This is a genomic window from Burkholderia sp. BCC0398, from assembly GCF_902833245.1.
Lineage (GTDB): Bacteria > Pseudomonadota > Gammaproteobacteria > Burkholderiales > Burkholderiaceae > Burkholderia > Burkholderia sola.
Genome location: NZ_CADFEM010000013.1, coordinates 83,774 through 101,046, shown reverse-complemented (window position 1 = coordinate 101,046; position 17,273 = coordinate 83,774). Strand labels below are relative to the sequence as shown.

Annotated in this window: 10 protein-coding genes; 9 read left to right on the top strand and 1 reads right to left on the bottom strand. The window is 69.9% G+C overall.

Annotated features, from left to right (window positions below; genetic code table 11):
- From HWX76_RS26455 to nagE, 9 genes are all read left to right on the top strand, one after another.
- The gene (locus HWX76_RS26455) at positions 1 to 795 is read left to right on the top strand and encodes an ABC transporter ATP-binding protein (RefSeq protein ID WP_011353261.1); all 795 of its coding nucleotides are present in this window, start codon (positions 1 to 3) and stop codon (positions 793 to 795) included.
- A 159-nt stretch (positions 796 to 954) separates the two neighbouring features.
- Positions 955 to 1,662, top strand: a complete 708-nt coding sequence (gene imuA / locus HWX76_RS26450; RefSeq protein ID WP_050014827.1) for a translesion DNA synthesis-associated protein ImuA — start codon at positions 955 to 957, stop codon at positions 1,660 to 1,662.
- The gene (locus tag HWX76_RS26445; RefSeq protein ID WP_050014829.1) at positions 1,595 to 3,091 is read left to right on the top strand and encodes a DNA polymerase Y family protein; all 1,497 of its coding nucleotides are present in this window, start codon (positions 1,595 to 1,597) and stop codon (positions 3,089 to 3,091) included. Before imuA ends, HWX76_RS26445 begins: the two co-directional genes overlap by 68 nt.
- 6 nt (positions 3,092 to 3,097) lie before the next feature.
- Entirely contained in the window at positions 3,098 to 6,316 is a 3,219-nt protein-coding gene (locus HWX76_RS26440; RefSeq protein WP_050014831.1) for an error-prone DNA polymerase, read from the top strand.
- A 311-nt stretch (positions 6,317 to 6,627) separates the two neighbouring features.
- Positions 6,628 to 7,362 (top strand): GntR family transcriptional regulator, encoded by a 735-nt coding sequence (locus tag HWX76_RS26435; RefSeq protein ID WP_050014833.1) that lies wholly within the window; start codon positions 6,628 to 6,630, stop codon positions 7,360 to 7,362.
- Between the two features lie 131 nt (positions 7,363 to 7,493).
- Positions 7,494 to 8,597: an N-acetylglucosamine-6-phosphate deacetylase gene (gene nagA, locus HWX76_RS26430; protein WP_050014925.1), complete on the top strand. Its 1,104-nt coding sequence runs from the start codon at positions 7,494 to 7,496 to the stop codon at positions 8,595 to 8,597.
- A complete protein-coding gene (locus HWX76_RS26425) occupies positions 8,590 to 9,615 on the top strand; it encodes an SIS domain-containing protein (RefSeq protein ID WP_176016589.1) in 1,026 nt (341 codons plus the stop codon). Before nagA ends, HWX76_RS26425 begins: the two co-directional genes overlap by 8 nt.
- A gap of 15 nt (positions 9,616 to 9,630) precedes the next feature.
- Positions 9,631 to 12,228 (top strand): phosphoenolpyruvate--protein phosphotransferase, encoded by a 2,598-nt coding sequence (gene ptsP, locus HWX76_RS26420; RefSeq protein ID WP_089488838.1) that lies wholly within the window; start codon positions 9,631 to 9,633, stop codon positions 12,226 to 12,228.
- A gap of 87 nt (positions 12,229 to 12,315) precedes the next feature.
- A complete protein-coding gene (gene nagE / locus HWX76_RS26415) occupies positions 12,316 to 14,079 on the top strand; it encodes an N-acetylglucosamine-specific PTS transporter subunit IIBC (RefSeq protein WP_089488837.1) in 1,764 nt (587 codons plus the stop codon).
- A gap of 161 nt (positions 14,080 to 14,240) precedes the next feature.
- On the opposite strand, the gene HWX76_RS26410 is transcribed toward nagE, so the two are convergent.
- Complete coding sequence (locus tag HWX76_RS26410; protein ID WP_176016567.1) at positions 14,241 to 16,727, bottom strand: family 20 glycosylhydrolase; 2,487 nt, start codon at positions 16,725 to 16,727, stop codon at positions 14,241 to 14,243.
- Positions 16,728 to 17,273 lie beyond the last annotated feature (546 nt).

Genomic DNA, 17,273 nt, shown 5'->3' with positions numbered 1-17,273 from the left:
ATGCTGTCCGCACAAGACCTGAAACTCACGTTCAATCCCGGCACGCCGATCGAGACGCGCGCGCTGCGCGGGTTGTCGCTCGAGATTCCCGACGGCCAGTTCGTCGCGGTGATCGGCTCGAACGGTGCCGGCAAGTCGACCTTCCTGAATGCGGTCAGCGGCGACCAGGCCGTCGATGCGGGACGCATCTCGATCGACGGCACCGATGTGACGCGCAAGGCCGCGTGGGATCGCGCGCACCTCGTCGCGCGCGTGTTCCAGGATCCGATGGCCGGCACCTGCGAGGCGCTGACGATCGAGGAGAACATGGCGCTCGCGATGGCGCGCGGTGCGCGGCGCGGCTTCCGGGCCGCGCTCGACCGGCCGTCGCGCGAGCTGTTCCGCGACAAGCTGCGGCTGCTGAACCTCGGCCTCGAGAACCGGCTGACCGACCGGATCGGGCTGCTGTCGGGCGGCCAGCGGCAGGCGGTGAGCCTGTTGATGGCGTCGCTGCGGCCGTCGCGGATCCTGCTGCTCGATGAGCACACGGCCGCGCTCGACCCGAAGACGGCCGCGTTCGTGCTGGAGCTGACCGCGCGCATCGTCGCCGAGAGCAAGCTGACGACGATGATGGTCACGCACAGCATGCGGCAGGCGCTCGACTACGGCGACCGCACGGTGATGCTGCACCAGGGGCAGGTCGTGCTCGACGTGTCGGGCGACGCGCGCAAGGGGCTCGACGTGCCGGACCTGCTGCAGATGTTCGAGAAGGTGCGGCACGAGCAGCTCGACGACGACGCGCTGCTGCTCGGCTGACGGGCTGCTGACCGACGGCTGACGGGCCGGCGCGCCGTGGCATGACGGGCGCGCCGGCTTCTCCCCGATTTCTTCCGACGAAAACCGGTTTTACACCGCTGCTGTGCGGCGCGGACGCATTGCCATATACTGTATATCCATACAGTTGTGGGTGGCATCATGCTCGCATCCTCCATTTCTCCCGAGTCCCTTCATCCGTCGCTGTGGCGCGGCTCGCAGCTCGCGCGCGGCGGTCCGCGCACGATCGAGACCGGCTTCGCGCCGCTGTCGGCCGAGCTGCCGGGCGGCGGCTGGCCGGTCGGCGGCCTCGTCGAACTGCTGGCCGCGCAGCCGGGCTGCGGCGAGATGCGGCTGCTCGCACCCGCGCTCGCCCGCGCCGTCAGCGCGCGGCGGCCGCTCGCGCTCGTCGCGCCGCCGCAGTCGCCGCATGCCACCGCGCTCGCCAGCCTCGGCGTGCCGGCCGACGCGCTGCTGTGGTTGCGCGCCGGTAGCCGCACCGATGCGCTGTGGGCCGCCGAGCAGGCGCTCAAGACCGGCTGTTGCGGCGCGCTGCTGCTCTGGCAGGACGCGCGGCCCGATGCGCTGCGGCGCCTGCATCTCGCGGCCGCGCGCACCGGCGACACGCTGTTCGTGATGCTGCGCCCGCTGTCGGCCGCGCGGCAGCCGTCGCCGGCCGTGCTGCGCGTCGCGCTGCATCCGGTGCCGGGCGGCGTGTCGCTCGACATCGTCAAGCGTCGCGGGCCCGCGCGCAGCGAGCCGCTCGTGCTCGATTTGCCGTCGCCCATCGTGGAGAGCCGCTATGCGCGTCTTGCTCGGCATCCATCTGCCGCGCCTGCCGCTCGACGTGTGCGCCCCGCCGCCGTCTGACGCAGCGGCCGGCGAGGCCGGCGACGCAGGCTGCGCGGTGCTCGAGCAGGGTGTCGTGCTGATCGCCGATGCGGCCGCGCGCCGACAGGGCGTGCGCGCGGGCATGAAGCGCGGCGGCGTGCTGACGCTCGCGCCCGCGACGCAGCTCGTCGAACGCGATCCCGCCCGCGAAGCCGATGCGCTGCGCGCGGTCGCGCTCGCGCTGCTGCGCTTCTCGCCGTGCGTCGCGCTCGACGACGAAGCCACGCTGATCGTCGACGTCGGCCCGAGCCTGCGCCTGTTCGGCGGGCTGCCGTCGCTGTGCCGCCAGGTGCGCGCGACGCTCGCGGCGCTCGGCTATGCGGCGCGCCTGTCCGCCGCGCCGACCGGGCGCGGCGCGTGGCTGCTCGCGCGCACGTCGGCGCGCTCGCGCATGCGGCGCCGCGTCGCGCGTCACGCGTCGCTCGTCCGCACGCTCGACCGGCTGCCCTGCGTGCTGCTGCCCGACGCGCGTCCGTATGCGGGCTGGTTCGACGGCCTCGGCTGTCGCACGCTTGCCGATCTGCGCCGCCTGCCGCGCGCGGGGCTGCAGCGGCGTTGCGGTCCCGCGCTGCTGGCCGCGCTCGATCGGGCGTACGGCGAAGCGGTCGAGCCGCTCGCGTGGATGGCGGTGCCGCCCGTGTTCGACGTGCGGCTCGAATTGCCGGAGCGCGTCGACTACGCGGAAGCCGTGCTGTTCGCCGCACGGCGGCTCGTCGTGCAGCTGTGCGGCTGGCTGGCCGCGCGGCAACTGTCGCTGGCCGCGATGACGTTCGAGCTCGAGCACGAGCGCGGCCGCCAGGCCGTGCCGCCGACCCCGCTCGAACTCGCGTTCGCGGCGCCCGTGCGCGACGAAGCGCATTTCATGCGGCTGCTCGGCGAGCGGCTCGCGCGCGTCGAGCTGCCGGCCGCGGTGATCGCGGTGCGGCTGAAGGCCACGCGCGTCGAACCGGTCGCGCCGCCGGCCGACGATCTTTTTCCCGAGCCGGGCGGTACGCGGGAAACCCGCGAGCGGTTGCTCGAGCTGCTGGTCGCGCGGCTCGGCACGGACAACGTATTGCGCGCGGCGCCTGTCGCCGATCATCGTCCCGAGGTCGCGAACCGCTGGTTGCCGCTCGATGCGCAAGCGGGCAAGCCTGTTGCCGGTCCGCCCGCCGCGCCGCCGCGTCCCGCGTGGCTGCTCGCCGAACCGCTGCCGCTTCTGATGCGCGGCGAGCGGCCGGTATTTCATACGCCACTCCGGATGATGTCGTCGGCCGAGCGGATCGAGGCCGGGTGGTTCGACGGACAGTTGATCGCACGCGATTACCACGTCGCGCAGGACGAAGAGGGCGCGTGCTACTGGGTATTCATGGAGCGGACGAGCAGTCAGGCTGCCCCGCGCTGGTTCCTGCACGGTTTGTTCGGGTGAGCGGAGATGGCTGCGGAATTCAGTTTGCTGCCCGATTACGCGGAGTTGTTCTGCCGCTCGAACTTTTCGTTCCTGCATGGCGCGTCGCATGCGGACGAACTGGTCGAGCGTGCGGCGGAACTCGGCTATCGCGGGATCGCGATCACCGACGAATGCTCGCTCGCCGGCGCGCCGCGCATGCATGTCGCCGCGAAGGCGAAAGGGCTGCCGCTTGTCATCGGTTCGTATTTCGACGTCACGCCGGATGAAGTCGCGCCCGGCCAGGATCCGGGCCCCGGTGCGTTCGGGCTCGTGTTGCTCGCGCAGAACCGCGAAGGGTACGGCAACCTGTCCGAGTTGATTTCGTGGCGGCGGATGGAGTCGCCGAAGGGAACTTACCGGCTGACGTCGCGAATGTTGTCGAGGCCGCCTGAGAAATTCGCCCATCTGCGCGGCATGCCCGACTGCTTCGCGATTCTCGTGCCGACGTATCCGGTGCGGGCGGCCGTGCTCGATGCGCAGGTCGCATGGTTCCGCGCGACCTTCGGCGAGCGTGCGCGGCTCGGGCTCGTGCAGTTGCAGCGTGCGCTGGATGGTGCGCAGCGCGACGAGATTCGCGAGGCCGGCAAACGGCGCGGCGTGCGCATCGTCGCGCTTGGCGACGTGACGATGCATAAACGCTCCTGCAAACCGCTGCAGGACGTGATGACGGCGATTCGCGTCGGGATGCCGGTTTCTGAATGCGGCTATGCGCTCGCGCCGAATGCGGAGCAGCATCTGCGTTGGCGGAAGCGAATCGCAGAACTGTTTTCGCCGAACGAGATGGCGGAGACGTGCGCGATTCTCGATGCATGCGACGTCGATCTCGGCAAGCTGCGCTACGAGTATCCCGACGAGATCGTGCCGAAGGGGCTCACGCCGACGCGCTATCTGGAACAGGAAACCTTCGCGGGAGCGGCCGGGCGTTATCCGAACGGCATCCCGGAAAAAGTAGAGCAGCAGATCCGGTACGAACTCGATCTGATCGCCCGGCTGAAATACGAGCCGTTCTTCCTGACCGTCTACGACATCGTAAAATACGCGCGCAGCCAGAACATCCTGTGCCAGGGCCGCGGCTCAGCCGCGAATTCGGTGGTCTGCTATTGCCTCGGCATCACCGAAGTGAATCCCGAGCAAAGCACGATGCTGTTCGAGCGCTTCATCAGCGCGGAACGCGGCGAGCCGCCCGACATCGACGTCGATTTCGAGCATCAGCGCCGGGAAGAAGTGATCCAGCACATCTACAAAAAATACGGGCACGACCGCGCCGCGCTCGCGGCCGCCGTTTCGACGTATCGTCCGCGCGGCGTGCTGCGCGAAACCGGCAAGGCGCTCGGCGTCGACCCGATGCTGGTCGATCGGGTCGCGAAGGGGCATCGCTGGTTCGACGGCAGCCGCGATCTGCTGCAGCAATTCGCGTCGACCGGGCTCGATCCCGAAACGCCGCTGATTCGCACATGGGCCGAACTGGCGGGGCGCTTGCTCAACTTCCCGCGTCACCTGTCGCAGCATTCGGGCGGCTTCGTGATCAGCCGCGGCAAGCTCACGCGGCTCGTGCCGGTCGAGAACGCGGCGATGGACGGGCGGCGCGTGATCCAGTGGGACAAGGACGATCTCGAGGCGCTCGGGCTGATGAAGGTCGACGTGCTCGCGCTCGGCATGCTGTCGGCGCTGCATCGCGCGTTCGACCTGCGCACCGCGTGGCGCGGGCCGCCGGAGCCGGACGGCGAACCGTTTACGCTGAAACACATTCCGCAGGATGACAAAGCAACCTACGACATGATCTGCCGCGCCGATACCGTCGGTGTGTTCCAGATCGAATCGCGTGCGCAGATGTCGATGCTGCCGCGGCTGCGGCCGCGCCACTATTACGATCTCGTGGTCCAGGTGTCGATCGTGCGGCCCGGCCCGATTCAGGGCGGCGCGGTGCATCCGTATTTGCAGCGGCGCAGGATCGTGGCCGGCGAAGAGGAGGGTGAGGTCACGTATCCGAGCGACGCGCTCAAGGAAGTGCTCATTCGCACGCTGGGTGTGCCGATCTTCCAGGAACAGGTGATGCAGATCGCGATCGTCGCCGCAGGTTTTACGCCTGGCGAAGCGGACGACTTGCGTCGCGCGATGGCCGCATGGAAGCGCAAGGGCAATCTCGAGAAATATCAGGACAAGATCATCAGCGGGATGCTCGAACGCAACTACACGCGCGAATTCGCCGAGCAGATCTTCGAGCAGATCAAGGGCTTCGGCGAATACGGTTTTCCCGAAAGCCATGCGGCCAGTTTCGCGAAACTCGCGTACGCGAGCAGCTGGCTCAAGTGCCACGAACCGGCGATCTTCCTCGCCGCGCTGCTGAACAGCCAGCCGATGGGCTTCTACCCGCCGTCGCAGCTCGTGCAGGACGCGAAGCGTCATCGCGTGAAGGTGCTGCCGATCGACGTCACGCAAAGCAACTGGGAGGCCGCGCTCGAAGCGCTGCCCGATCAGCCGCCGCCACACGGCCAGCCGGCCGTGCGGCTCGGCCTGTCGCTCGTGCGCGGTCTTGGCGAAGCCGCTGCGCGCCGCATCGAAGCCGCCCGCGCCGCCGGCCCGTTCGACAACGTCGACAGCCTCGCCCGGCGCGCGCAGCTCGAACGGCGCGATCTCGAAGCGCTCGCCGCCGCGAACGCGCTCGCGACGCTCGCCGGCCATCGCCGCGATGCGCTGTGGCAGGCCGTCGCCGCGGCGCCTGAGCGCGACCTGCTCGCCGCCGCGCCGATCGACGAGGTGGAGCAGCCCGCGCTCGGCGCACCGTCGGAAGCCGACGACATCCTCGCCGACTATCACACCACCGGCCTCACGCTGAATCGCCACCCGGTCGCGCTGCTGCGGCCGGCGCTGCGCGCGCAGCGGCTGTCGTCCGCGGCCGAGCTGCGCGATCGCCTCGACGGCCGGCTCGCACGCGCATGCGGGCTCGTGATCGCGCGGCAGATGCCGGGCACCGCGAAGGGCGTGATGTTCATGACGCTCGAAGACGAAACGGGTTGCGTGAACGTGATCGTCCGGCCCGAACTGCTCGCGCGGCAGCGTCGCGAAACGCTCGATTCGCGGCTGCTCGCGGCGTCCGGCGTGTGGCAGGTCGTCAGCGACGTGCGGCACCTCGTCGCGCAGCATTTCGAGGATCTGACGCCGCTGCTCGGCGGCCTGCGCACGTCGAGCCGCGAATTCCACTGACGCCTGCATCGCGCCGGCCTGCTCGGCAGGTGCATACCAGTTGGCCAAATTGGTTCTATTCCGGTCTCATATTCGCACCCGAAATCCCGCCGAACCGGGCGCCTGAACCGTCCCTTTGCATACCACTTCGGGTAAATCCCTATGCCGCACTGCGTTGTAAACAAAGGCTTTGCTGGCACTAAAACGCTTGCCGCGCAAGGCTTTCGGCGATTTCCGCAGCGCTAATACCAGTTCGTTGACTGGTATTATGGTGGTTATATAATGCGTTCACTTTCGACGGTCCGAGATCGTCGTCCGACACCCGGAGGCACATGGAAACCGGCTGGTCCGAACTGGCGCCCGATCCCCTCGACGACACGCCGCTCTATCTGCAGCTCGCCCGCAACCTGGCGAGCGCGATTCACGCCGGCGCGTGGCGGGCCGGCGAGGCGCTGCCGTCGGAACGGCTGCTCTCGGTGTCGGTCGGCGTGTCGCGGATCACCGCGCGACGTGCGCTCGCGCTGCTGGTCGAGCAGGGCCTGATCAAGCGGGCGCGCGGCGCGGGCAGCTTCATCACGCCGCGCGTCGCCGATCCGCTGTCGCGTCTCGTCGGCTTCACCGCGAAGATGCAGCAGCGCGGCTTCGTGCCCGATTCGGTGTGGCTGGCGCGCACGCTGCGCACCGCGAGCCGCGACGAGCTCACGCATCTCGGCCTCGCGCCCGGCGCGACGGTCGCGCGGCTGGAGCGGCTGCGCCGCGCGGACGGCATCGTGATGGCGGTCGAGCATTCGACGCTGCCGGCCGCGGTGGTGCCCGATCCGCAGGCGCTCGGCGCGTCGCTGTACGAATACCTCGAGGCGCGCGGCATGACCGTCGTGCGCGCGTTGCAGCACTTTCGCGCCGCGAACGCGACGCACGCGATCGCGAAATGGATGGCGGTGAAGCCGGGCTCGGCGCTGCTGGTGATCACGCGGATCGGCTACGGCGCCGACCAGCGCGCGATCGAAGTGACCGAAACGTATTGCCGCGACGACTACTACGACTTCGTCGCCGAACTGAAACGCTGACGCGCGAGACTGCCCACACACCTCGCACCCTCCGCGCAATCGCGATGGAACGCAATCGCGCGCAATGAATCGCAACGGATTGGCCAATCACGACGCGGATGCCCGCGTCACCCGATCATCAAGAGAACGTCATGCTGACTGGCAACATCCTCACCTCCGACGGCTGGATTCTCGGTTCGCTCGATAGCGAGAACGGCCGCATCACCACGCTCGACGGCACGCCCGTCGATCCCGCGACGAACGACGCGCCTTACATCCTGCCCGGCTTCATCGACCTGCACGTGCATGGCGGCGGCGGCGCCGACGTGATGGAAGGCGGCGATGCGATCGAAACGATCGCTCGCACGCACGCGCAATTCGGCACGACGAGCCTGCTCGCGACGACGATGACCGCGCCGCGCGACGAACTGATGGAGGTCGTCGCGAACCTCGGCATCGTCGCCCGCACCCGCACGCCCGGCGGCGCGCGCGTGCTCGGCGTGCATCTCGAAGGCCCGTACATCAACCCCGGCAAGCTCGGCGCGCAGCCGGACGCGGCCGTGTCGGCCGTGCTCGACGAGGTGCTGAAGTACCTGTCGATCGCGCCGATCCGCGTCGTCACGCTCGCGCCGGAAATCGCCGGCCACATCGAGATCATCGGCGAGATGGCCGCGCGCGGCGTACGCGTGCAGCTCGGCCACTCGCTCGCGACCTACGACGACGCGGTCGCCGCGCTCAAGCACGGCGCGTGCGGTTTCACGCACCTGTTCAACGCGATGTCGCCGCTGCATCACCGCAACCCGGGCCTCGTCGGCGCGGCGCTCGCGCACGCCGAGTACGCGGAAATCATCCCCGATCTGCTGCACGTCCACCCCGGTGCGATCCGTGCGGCGCTGCGCGCGATCCCGCGCCTGTACGTCGTGACCGACAGCACGTCCGCGACCGGCATGCCCGACGGCGAATACCGGCTCGGCAGCCAGCACGTGACGAAGTGCCTCGGCGGCGTGCGGCTCGCCGACGGCACGCTCGCCGGCAGCACGCTGACGATGGACCAGGCGCTGCGCAACCTCGTGTCGCTCGGCCTGCCGATCGCCGACGTGTCGAACCGCATGTCGCGCTACGCGGCCGACTACCTCGGCATCGCCGATCGCGGCCGCCTCGAGCGCGGCGCATGGGCCGACCTCGCGGTGTTCGATCGCGACCTGAACCTCACCGCGACCTACGTCGAAGGAGAATCGATTGTCGAATATGCTTAAGGAAGCGCGCGAGTCCGCCCAGGTCGTCGCCGCGCAACTCGCCGACACCGCGCGCGTCGAAGCGCTCGCCGGCCAATTGCTCGATCACCCGCCGGCCGTCGCGCTGACGGTCGCGCGCGGCAGCTCGGATCACGCCGCCAGCTATTTCGCGAGCCTGACGATGAGCCGCCTCGGCGTGCCGGTCGCGTCGCTGCCGATGTCGGTCGCGACGCTGCAGCAGGCGCCGCTGAAGGTGCAGGACCAGTTCGCGCTCGCGTTCTCGCAGTCGGGCAAGAGCCCCGATCTCGTCAACACGATGGCCGCGCTGCGCGAAGCCGGCGCGCGCACCGTCGCCGCCGTCAACGTGCTGCCGTCGCCGCTCGCCGACGCGTGCGAGCACCAGCTGCCGCTGTTGGCCGGCCCCGAACTGTCGGTCGCCGCGACGAAGAGCTATATCGCGATGCTGTCGCTGTCCGCGCAGATCGTCGCGTACTGGCAGCGCGACGCCGCGCTGATCACCGCATTGCGCGGCCTGCCCGACGTGCTCGCGCAAGCCGGCCGGCTCGACTGGTCGCAGGCCGTCGCCGCGCTCGCGGGGGGCGAGCGGATGATCGTGATCGGTCGCGGCCTCGGCCTCGCGATCGCGCAGGAAGCCGCGCTGAAGCTGAAGGAAACCTCCGGCATCCAGGCCGAGGCATTCTCGAGCGCCGAAGTCCGCCACGGCCCGATGGAGCTGATCGACCGCGACTATCCGCTGCTCGTGTTCGCGCCGCCGGGGCCCGAGCAGGCCGGCCTGCTGCAGCTCGCCGCGGACATGCGCGCACGCGGCGCCGCCGTGCTGCTCGCGGCGCCAGCCGGCACGCCCGGCACATCCGACGCAAAGGGCACCGTGCTGCCGCTCGCGCAGTCGGCCCATTCGGCGCTCGACCCGATCGCCGCCATTCTTTCGTTCTACGTGATGGCGGCGGATCTGGCCGTCGCGCGCGGCCGCAATCCCGACACGCCGCGCCACCTGAATAAAGTCACCGAAACGCACTGACAGTCGAGAAAGCCGATGAGACGCGCCGAGGAATCCCAGTTGAAGAGCCCTAACCCCGATCAGATCGTCCTGCTTAGCCCGTTGACGGGGCCGATCGTTCCGCTGGCCGACGTGCCCGATCCGGTGTTCTCCGGCGGGATGTTCGGCGACGGCATCGGCATCGACCCGCTCGAAGGCCGGCTCGTCGCGCCGTGCGCGGGCGTCGTGTCGCATCTCGCACGCACCGGCCACGCGGTGACGATCACGACGCCGCAAGGCGCGGAAGTGCTGCTGCACATCGGCATCGACACCGTCGAGCTGAACGGGCAGGGCTTCGTCGCGCACGTCGAAGCCGGCGCGCGCGTCGAAGCGGGCGCGTTGTTGATCGAGTTCGACCAGGACGCGGTCGCGCGAAACGCGCATTCGCTGGTGTCGGTGATCGCGATCGCGAATTCCGACGCGTTCGAGGTCGTCGATCGCGCGAGCGGTTTCGCGACGGCCGGCGAGACGCCGTTGCTCGCGCTGCGCGGCAAGGGCGAAGCCGCCGCGCAGGCGGCGCAGGCCGGCGCGGCCGCGCACAACGAAGTGCGCCGCGAAATCGTGCTCGCGCAGCCGGGCGGCCTGCATGCGCGGCCGGCCGCACGGGCGCGGGAAGCCGCGCGCGGGCTCGACGCGAGCGTCGACGTGCTGTTCGACGGCCGCAAGGCGTCGATCGCGAGCGTCGTCGGCCTGCTCGGTCTCGGCGCTGGCGAAGGCGCGACGGTCGAGCTGGTCGGCCGCGGCGCGCACGCGCAGCAGGCCGTCGATGCGGTCGAGCGCGAGCTGCTGCGCGAAGCGCACGGCGAAGTGGAGGAAAAGCCGGCGCGGCTGAAGTCGCCCGCGCCGCAGACGGTCGCACGCCACGCCGGCGCGCCGCGCGATGGCGCGCCCATTGACCCGAACACGCTCGCCGGCGTGTGCGCCGCGCCCGGCATCGCGGTCGGCACGCTGGTGCGTCTCGACGATGCGGACATCGTGCCGACCGAGCAGGCGACCGGCACGCCGGCCGCGGAAAGCCGCCGCCTCGACCAGGCGCTGAAGGCGGTCGACGCCGAACTCGGCGAAACGGTGCGCAACGCATCGGCGCGCGGCGCGGTCGGCGAAGCGGGCATCTTCGCGGTGCATCGCGTGCTGCTGGAAGATCCGACGCTCGTCGATGCGGCGCGCGACCTGATCAGCCTCGGCAAGGGCGCGGGCTTCGCGTGGCGCGCGACGATCCGCACGCAGATCGACACGCTGTCGAAGCTCGACGATGCGCTGCTCGCCGAACGCGCGGCCGACCTGCGCGACATCGAGAAGCGCGTGCTGCGCGCGCTCGGCCACACGAACGGCGCCGCGCGCGCGCTGCCCGACGAGGCCGTGCTCGCGGCCGACGAATTCACGCCGTCCGACCTGTCGTCGCTCGATCGCGAACGCGTGACCGCGCTCGTGATGGCGCGCGGCGGCGCGACGTCGCACGCGGCGATCATCGCGCGGCAGCTCGGCATCCCGGCGCTGGTGGCGGTCGGCGATGCGCTGTACGCGATTCCGGACGGCACGCAGGTCGTCGTCGATGCGAGCTCGGGCCGGCTCGAACACGCGCCGACCGCGCTCGACGTCGAGCGCGCGCGGCACGAACGCCAGCGCCTGGACGGCGTGCGCGACGCGAACCGGCAACTGGCAGGTGTGGCGGCCGCGACGGTCGACGGCCGCGCGATCGAGGTCGCCGCGAACATCGCGACGCTCGACGACGCGAACACCGCGGTCGACAACGGCGCGGACGCGGTCGGCCTGCTGCGCACCGAACTGATGTTCATCCATCGTCAGGCCGCGCCGACGGCGGTCGAGCACCAGCAGAGCTACCAGTCGATCGTCGACGCGTTGCAGGGCCGCACGGCGATCATCCGCACGCTCGACGTCGGCGCGGACAAGGAAGTCGACTACCTGACGCTGCCGCCCGAACCGAACCCGGCGCTCGGCCTGCGCGGCATCCGTCTCGCGCAGGTGCGCCCCGATCTGCTCGACGATCAGTTGCAGGGCCTGCTCGCGGTGAAGCCGTTCGGCGCGGTGCGCATCCTGCTGCCGATGGTGACCGACGCAGGCGAACTCGTGCGGCTGAAAAAGCGCATCGACGAATTCGCGCGCGCGCAGGGCCGCACCGAGCCGATCGAGGTCGGCGTGATGATCGAGGTGCCGTCGGCCGCGCTGCTGGCCGACCAGCTCGCGCAGCACGCGGATTTCCTGTCGATCGGCACTAACGACCTCACGCAATACACGCTCGCGATGGACCGCTGCCAGGCCGATCTCGCCGCGCAGTCCGACGGCCTGCATCCGGCCGTGCTGCGCCTGATCGACATCGCGGTGCGCGGCGCGGAAAAGCACGGCAAGTGGGTCGGCGTATGCGGCGCGCTCGGCGGCGATCCGCTCGCGGTGCCGGTCCTGGTGGGCCTCGGCGTGACCGAACTGTCGGTCGATCCGGTGTCGGTGCCGGGCATCAAGGCGCGTGTGCGCCGTCTCGATTACCAGTTGTGCCGTCAGCGCGCGCAGGATCTGCTCGCGCTCGATTCGGCACAGGCGGTAAGGGCAGCAAGCCGCGAGGTCTGGCCGCTCGACTGAACGTCGGCGGCAGGCGCGCGACCCGTATCACTACCAAAGCAATCACCTCAACGACGATTCATGACGAGACAAGGATTGGAGGACTGAATGAACGGGAATCCGTTTCTGAAAATACAGGGTCTAGGCCGCGCGCTGATGCTGCCGATCGCGGTATTGCCGGTCGCCGGCATCCTGCTGCGGCTCGGCCAGCCGGACGTGTTCAACATCAAGATGATCGCCGACGCCGGCGGCGCGATCTTCGACAACCTGCCGCTGTTGTTCGCGATCGGCGTGGCGGTCGGCTTCGCGAAGGACAACAACGGCGTGGCGGCGCTCGCGGGCGCGATCGGTTACCTGATCGAAACCGCGATCATGAAGGACATCGATCCCAAGCTGAACATGGGCGTGCTGTCCGGGATCATCGCGGGTGTCGTCGCGGGCCTGCTGTACAACCGCTATAAAGACATCAAGCTGCCGGACTACCTCGCGTTCTTCGGCGGCAAGCGGTTCGTGCCGATCATCACGGGGCTGGTGTGCGTGGTACTCGGGATCGTATTCGGGTACGTGTGGCAGCCGGTCCAGCATGCGATCGACGCGGCCGGCCAGTGGCTGACGACGGCGGGCGCGATCGGTGCGTTCGTGTTCGGCTTCCTGAACCGCCTGCTGCTCGTCACCGGCCTGCACCACATCATCAACTCGCTCGCATGGTTCGTGTTCGGTAACTTCACGCCGCCGGCCGGCGGCGAGATCGTGCACGGCGACCTGCACCGCTTCTTCGCGGGCGACCCGACCGCGGGCACCTTCATGGCCGGCTTCTTCCCGATCATGATGTTCGGCCTGCCGGCGGCGTGTCTCGCGATGCTGCACGAAGCGCCGAAGGAGCGCCGCGCGATGGTCGGCGGCCTGCTGTTCTCGATGGCGCTGACGTCGTTCCTGACCGGCGTGACCGAGCCGATCGAATTCAGCTTCATGTTCCTCGCGCCGGTGCTGTACGTGATCCATGCGTTGCTGACGGGGCTGTCGCTCGCGATCTGCCAGATCCTCGGCGTGAAGCTCGGCTTCACGTTCTCGGCCGGCGCGATCGACTACGTGCTGAACTACGGGCTGTCGACGAAGGGCTGGATCGCGATTCCGCTCGGTATCGCGTACGGCGTCGCGTACTACGGGCTGTTCCGCTTCTTCATCCGCAAGTTCAACATGGCCACGCCGGGCCGTGAGCCGGCATCGACCGATGCGGCCACGGAATCGTACGCGTCGGGCGGCTTCGCCGCACCGGGCGCGGCGGCAACGGCTGCCGCACCGCGTGCGCAACGCTACATCGCCGCGCTGGGCGGGGCGGCCAACCTGTCGGTCGTCGACGCGTGCACGACGCGCCTGCGCCTGACCGTCGTCGATCCGGAGAAGGTATCGGAGCCGGAACTGAAGTCGATCGGCGCACGCGGCGTGCTCAAGCGCGGCGGCAACAGCGTGCAGGTGATCATCGGGCCCGAGGCCGACATCATCGCCGACGAAATGCGTGCCGCGATCGGCAGCGGCGCGACCGGCGCGGCAGCAACGGCGCCGGCCGCCGCCGCGCAGCCCGTCACCGGCGCGGCCGCCGGCCCGCTCGATCCGGAGCCGACCCGCTGGCTCGCGGTGTTCGGCGGCGCGACCAACGTCGTGTCGCTCGATGCGGTGGCCACCACGCGCCTGCGCGTGGTCGTGCGCGATCCGTCGGCGGTCGATCGCGAGCGTCTCGGCACGCTCGACGTCGCATGGGTGTCGCTCGACACGTTCCACATCGTCTGCGGCAACGCGGCGGCGCGCTATGCCGAACAGCTCGGCGCGCGCCTGCCGCCGTCGGGCGGCGGGGCGGCTGCACAACCGGCGTGATGCGGTGAAGCCGGCGTGAGCGATCCGCGCGGCGGATCCGGGCCGGTGGTCAAAAGAACAACGGCTTGCGACGTACGCGTCGCAAGCCGTTTTCTTTTGGGGCGGGCGATGCGCGATGCGTTTGCCCGCCTCGCGCATCGCCAGATGCCTTCTTCAGCCGTTCACGGATTCGTCAGCGTGAAGGTCGGCTTCCGATAGCCGACGCCGGCGCGCTCGAGCTTCGGCAATTCGCGTTGCGTGAGCAGCGTCGCGAAGCCGGCCCAGTCGCGCTGCAGCGCGGCGCCGTCGACGTGATGCGTGTCGCCGCGCTTGAAGCGCACGCCGGCCGCATACGGCAGCTCCCAGTCGGCCCGGTGCCACGCGCGCTCGGCGAGCGCGAGCAGCCGCGGGTAGGTCATGTATTCGAGGAAGGTGTCGTTGCGCATCACCTCGCCCCACGCCTGGCCCTGCATGCCTTCGATGCGTGGCGCCGGGCCCGTGCCCGTCACCTCGAACGCGTTGCCGTCGCGGTCGCCCATCACTTCGGCGTTCTGCGGCAGGTTCTCCGGCGCGAGCGAGAACACCTTGTACTCGTCGGTCGCGTGCGAGCCCCAGTAGTAGCCGCGCTCGCGCGGATTGAGCGTGTACGGGAAGTCGAAGTACAGGTAGTCGGGCAGCGCGAGCACCGTCTGGTAGCCCTTGCCGCTCAGGTCGCGCGCGCTGTCCGACGCGCCCCAGAAGATCGTGTCCCACAGCGACACCATCACGTGGCGCGTGCTGAAATCCTGCGGCCCGTTCGCGTGCTTGATGCCGTCCTGCCACGCGGCCATCGTGCCGATCCCGTTCGCGTCGACGGCCGCGCTCACCTGTTTCGCGAAACGCGTCGGCAGCTCGTCGATCGACTTGATCTCGCCGCGCTGGAGCAGCGCCGTGCACGCGGGCGACCGCGCCCACGGCTTGTCCTGCGCGGCCAGGTCGATGCGCCCCTTGTTCGGATCGGTGCCGTTCAGCGGCTGGAAGCCGCCGCCGAGGAAGATGTTCTTCGCTTCGTCGCCGCCGTAGTGCCAGGTTTGCAGCGGCGCCTGCGCGTCCGCGTGCATCGCCGCGATCTCGCGGATCACCTTAGACGCGAAGTTGAGTGCGCCCGGCACGCACGGGTTCAGGTCGCTGCGCCGGTCGTAGAACTGCACCGTCGTCAGGTTCGTCGTGTCCTGCGGGTCGAGCAGCCGATACGCGTTCGCTTCCTGCTCGCGGCCGGCCGCGTGCAGCCGCCGGTAGCGCGCCTCCATCGTCACGACGGCCGCGCGGGCGTGCGCGGGCATGTCGATCTCGGGGATGATCTGCACGAAGCGCGCGGCCGCGTAGCGCACGAGCGCCACGTAGTCGTCGCGCGTCAGGTAGCCGCCGCCCGAGCGGTTGTCGGGGCCGGAGCCGAGCTGCGGCAGCAGGCAGCGCGTCTCGCCCGGGTCGTGACAGCGGCGCGAGCCGATCTCGGTCAGCTCGGGCAGGCCGGGAATCTCGATGCGCCAGCCTTCGTCGTCGGACAGATGCAGGTGCAGGCGGTTGAGCTTGTACGCGCTCATCTGGTCGATCAGGCGGCGCAGCGTCGCCGGCTGCTTGAAGTTGCGCGCGAGGTCGACGTGCATCCCGCGATGCGTGAAGCGCGGCGCATCCTCGACCAGCATCGCCGGGATCGCGCCGCCGCCGGCCGGCGCGAGCGAATAGAGCGTCTGCACGCCGTAGTAGAGGCCCGCGCGGTCGTAGCCTTCGATCAGCACGCCGCGCGGCCCGATCGCGAGCCGGTAGCCGCCCGGTGTCGCGAGGTCGGCCGGCAGCCGGCGCGGCGCGACGAAGCCGCGCACCGGCACGCGTGCGCCGTCGAGCCCGAGGGTCGTCGCGCGCTCGCGCAGCGCCGCGACCTGCGCGTCAGGCAGGTCCGGCAGCGCGAGTTCGACGCCGCGCAGCTCGAGCGTGCCGGGCAGCGGCAATTCGCGCTTCACGCTCGGCAGCGCGCGGGCCGGATCGGGCCGTGCGGCCACCGGCGGCGCGTTGCCGGTCGAGTTGTTCTGCGCGTCGGCCGGCAGCGATTCGACGTAGCGCAGCTCGTTGTCGGTGTCGTTGTAGCGCAGCACGGCCGGCGGCGCGCCGTCGACGACGACGTACGGGCGCGGAATCACGTCGCTGTAGCGCAGCAGCCAGTATTCGGCGACGAACGGCAGCTCGATGCGCTCGCCGGGCGCGAGCCGCACCGAGCCCGGCTGCGGCGTCAGTTCGTACAGGTCGCCGGTGAGCCGCCGCAGCGCGAAGCCGGGGCGATCGATCCGCAGCAGGCGGCGGATGCTGTGCAGGTAGAGCTTCCAGCCGCCGTCGGCGATCGCCTGGTGGCCGCGGTTTTGCAGGATCAGGCGGCCCGTCGCGCAGGCCGCGCCGTCTGCGCCGAGATCGGCGCACGGCACGCCGGCTGCGGCCGCGTGGTTGTTGTCGACGGCGACGCGCAACGCGAGGCCGTTCGACAGCTGCGTCGCGAGGCTGGCTGCCTGGGCGGCGGCCGCTTGCGCGCTGCCGGCGGTCGCGCCGGCGGCGGCCGACGCCGGCAGCGCCGAGATCGCAGCGGGCGACAGCACCGCGATCAGCAGACCGGCAATGAGGGATGGCAAGGTACGCTTCAATTCGAACTCCTGAGAAAAAGAGGGCGTGGCGGCGCCGTGACTCGACGTCGCTGCGATCGGGTCTTTCAGTGGAGCTGCGGGAGATACCAGCACGCGGGGCGATGCGGCAGCCCCGCGCACAATCGGCACGCGGGGGCGTGCGTTACGGAACGGGAGGCGGGCATGCGTGCCGATCGGATCGGCGCGGCGGCGTGCGCGGATTCATCGGCGGTCCATGACGTTCGCCGCGGCGACGAGGCGGCCGCGGCCGGCGGCGCCCGGTTGGCCGCGCACGAGCATGAGCACGACGACGGCGCGCGCCGTGGAACACGGACGTCGACACGGCGCGCAGGCGCACGCCACACACGGGAATCGCATGTCTCCCCCACCCAGAAGGAATCGGCCTGTCAGCGGCCGTGTCCAACGATCTTATGAAACCTTTTATTGGTATTCAAGTGGTATCAATCTGGCGCTAAATTGGCATCGATGCACGACGTGTGCCCGCGCGGCCAGGGCGAAAAAAAACCTCGCGCGAAGCGAGGTTCTTTCTCTTCCGGACGGCGGCGC

Excerpts from the sequence above, each read along its gene's own strand:
- HWX76_RS26455 (WP_011353261.1), top strand. The coding sequence starts at position 1 with ATGCTGTCCGCACAAGACCTGAAACTCACGTTCAATCCCGGCACGCCG.
- imuA (WP_050014827.1), top strand. The coding sequence starts at position 955 with ATGCTCGCATCCTCCATTTCTCCCGAGTCCCTTCATCCGTCGCTGTGG.
- HWX76_RS26445 (WP_050014829.1), top strand. The coding sequence starts at position 1,595 with ATGCGCGTCTTGCTCGGCATCCATCTGCCGCGCCTGCCGCTCGACGTG.
- HWX76_RS26440 (WP_050014831.1), top strand. The coding sequence starts at position 3,098 with ATGGCTGCGGAATTCAGTTTGCTGCCCGATTACGCGGAGTTGTTCTGC.
- HWX76_RS26435 (WP_050014833.1), top strand. The coding sequence starts at position 6,628 with ATGGAAACCGGCTGGTCCGAACTGGCGCCCGATCCCCTCGACGACACG.
- nagA (WP_050014925.1), top strand. The coding sequence starts at position 7,494 with ATGCTGACTGGCAACATCCTCACCTCCGACGGCTGGATTCTCGGTTCG.
- HWX76_RS26425 (WP_176016589.1), top strand. The coding sequence starts at position 8,590 with ATGCTTAAGGAAGCGCGCGAGTCCGCCCAGGTCGTCGCCGCGCAACTC.
- ptsP (WP_089488838.1), top strand. The coding sequence starts at position 9,631 with ATGAGACGCGCCGAGGAATCCCAGTTGAAGAGCCCTAACCCCGATCAG.
- nagE (WP_089488837.1), top strand. The coding sequence starts at position 12,316 with ATGAACGGGAATCCGTTTCTGAAAATACAGGGTCTAGGCCGCGCGCTG.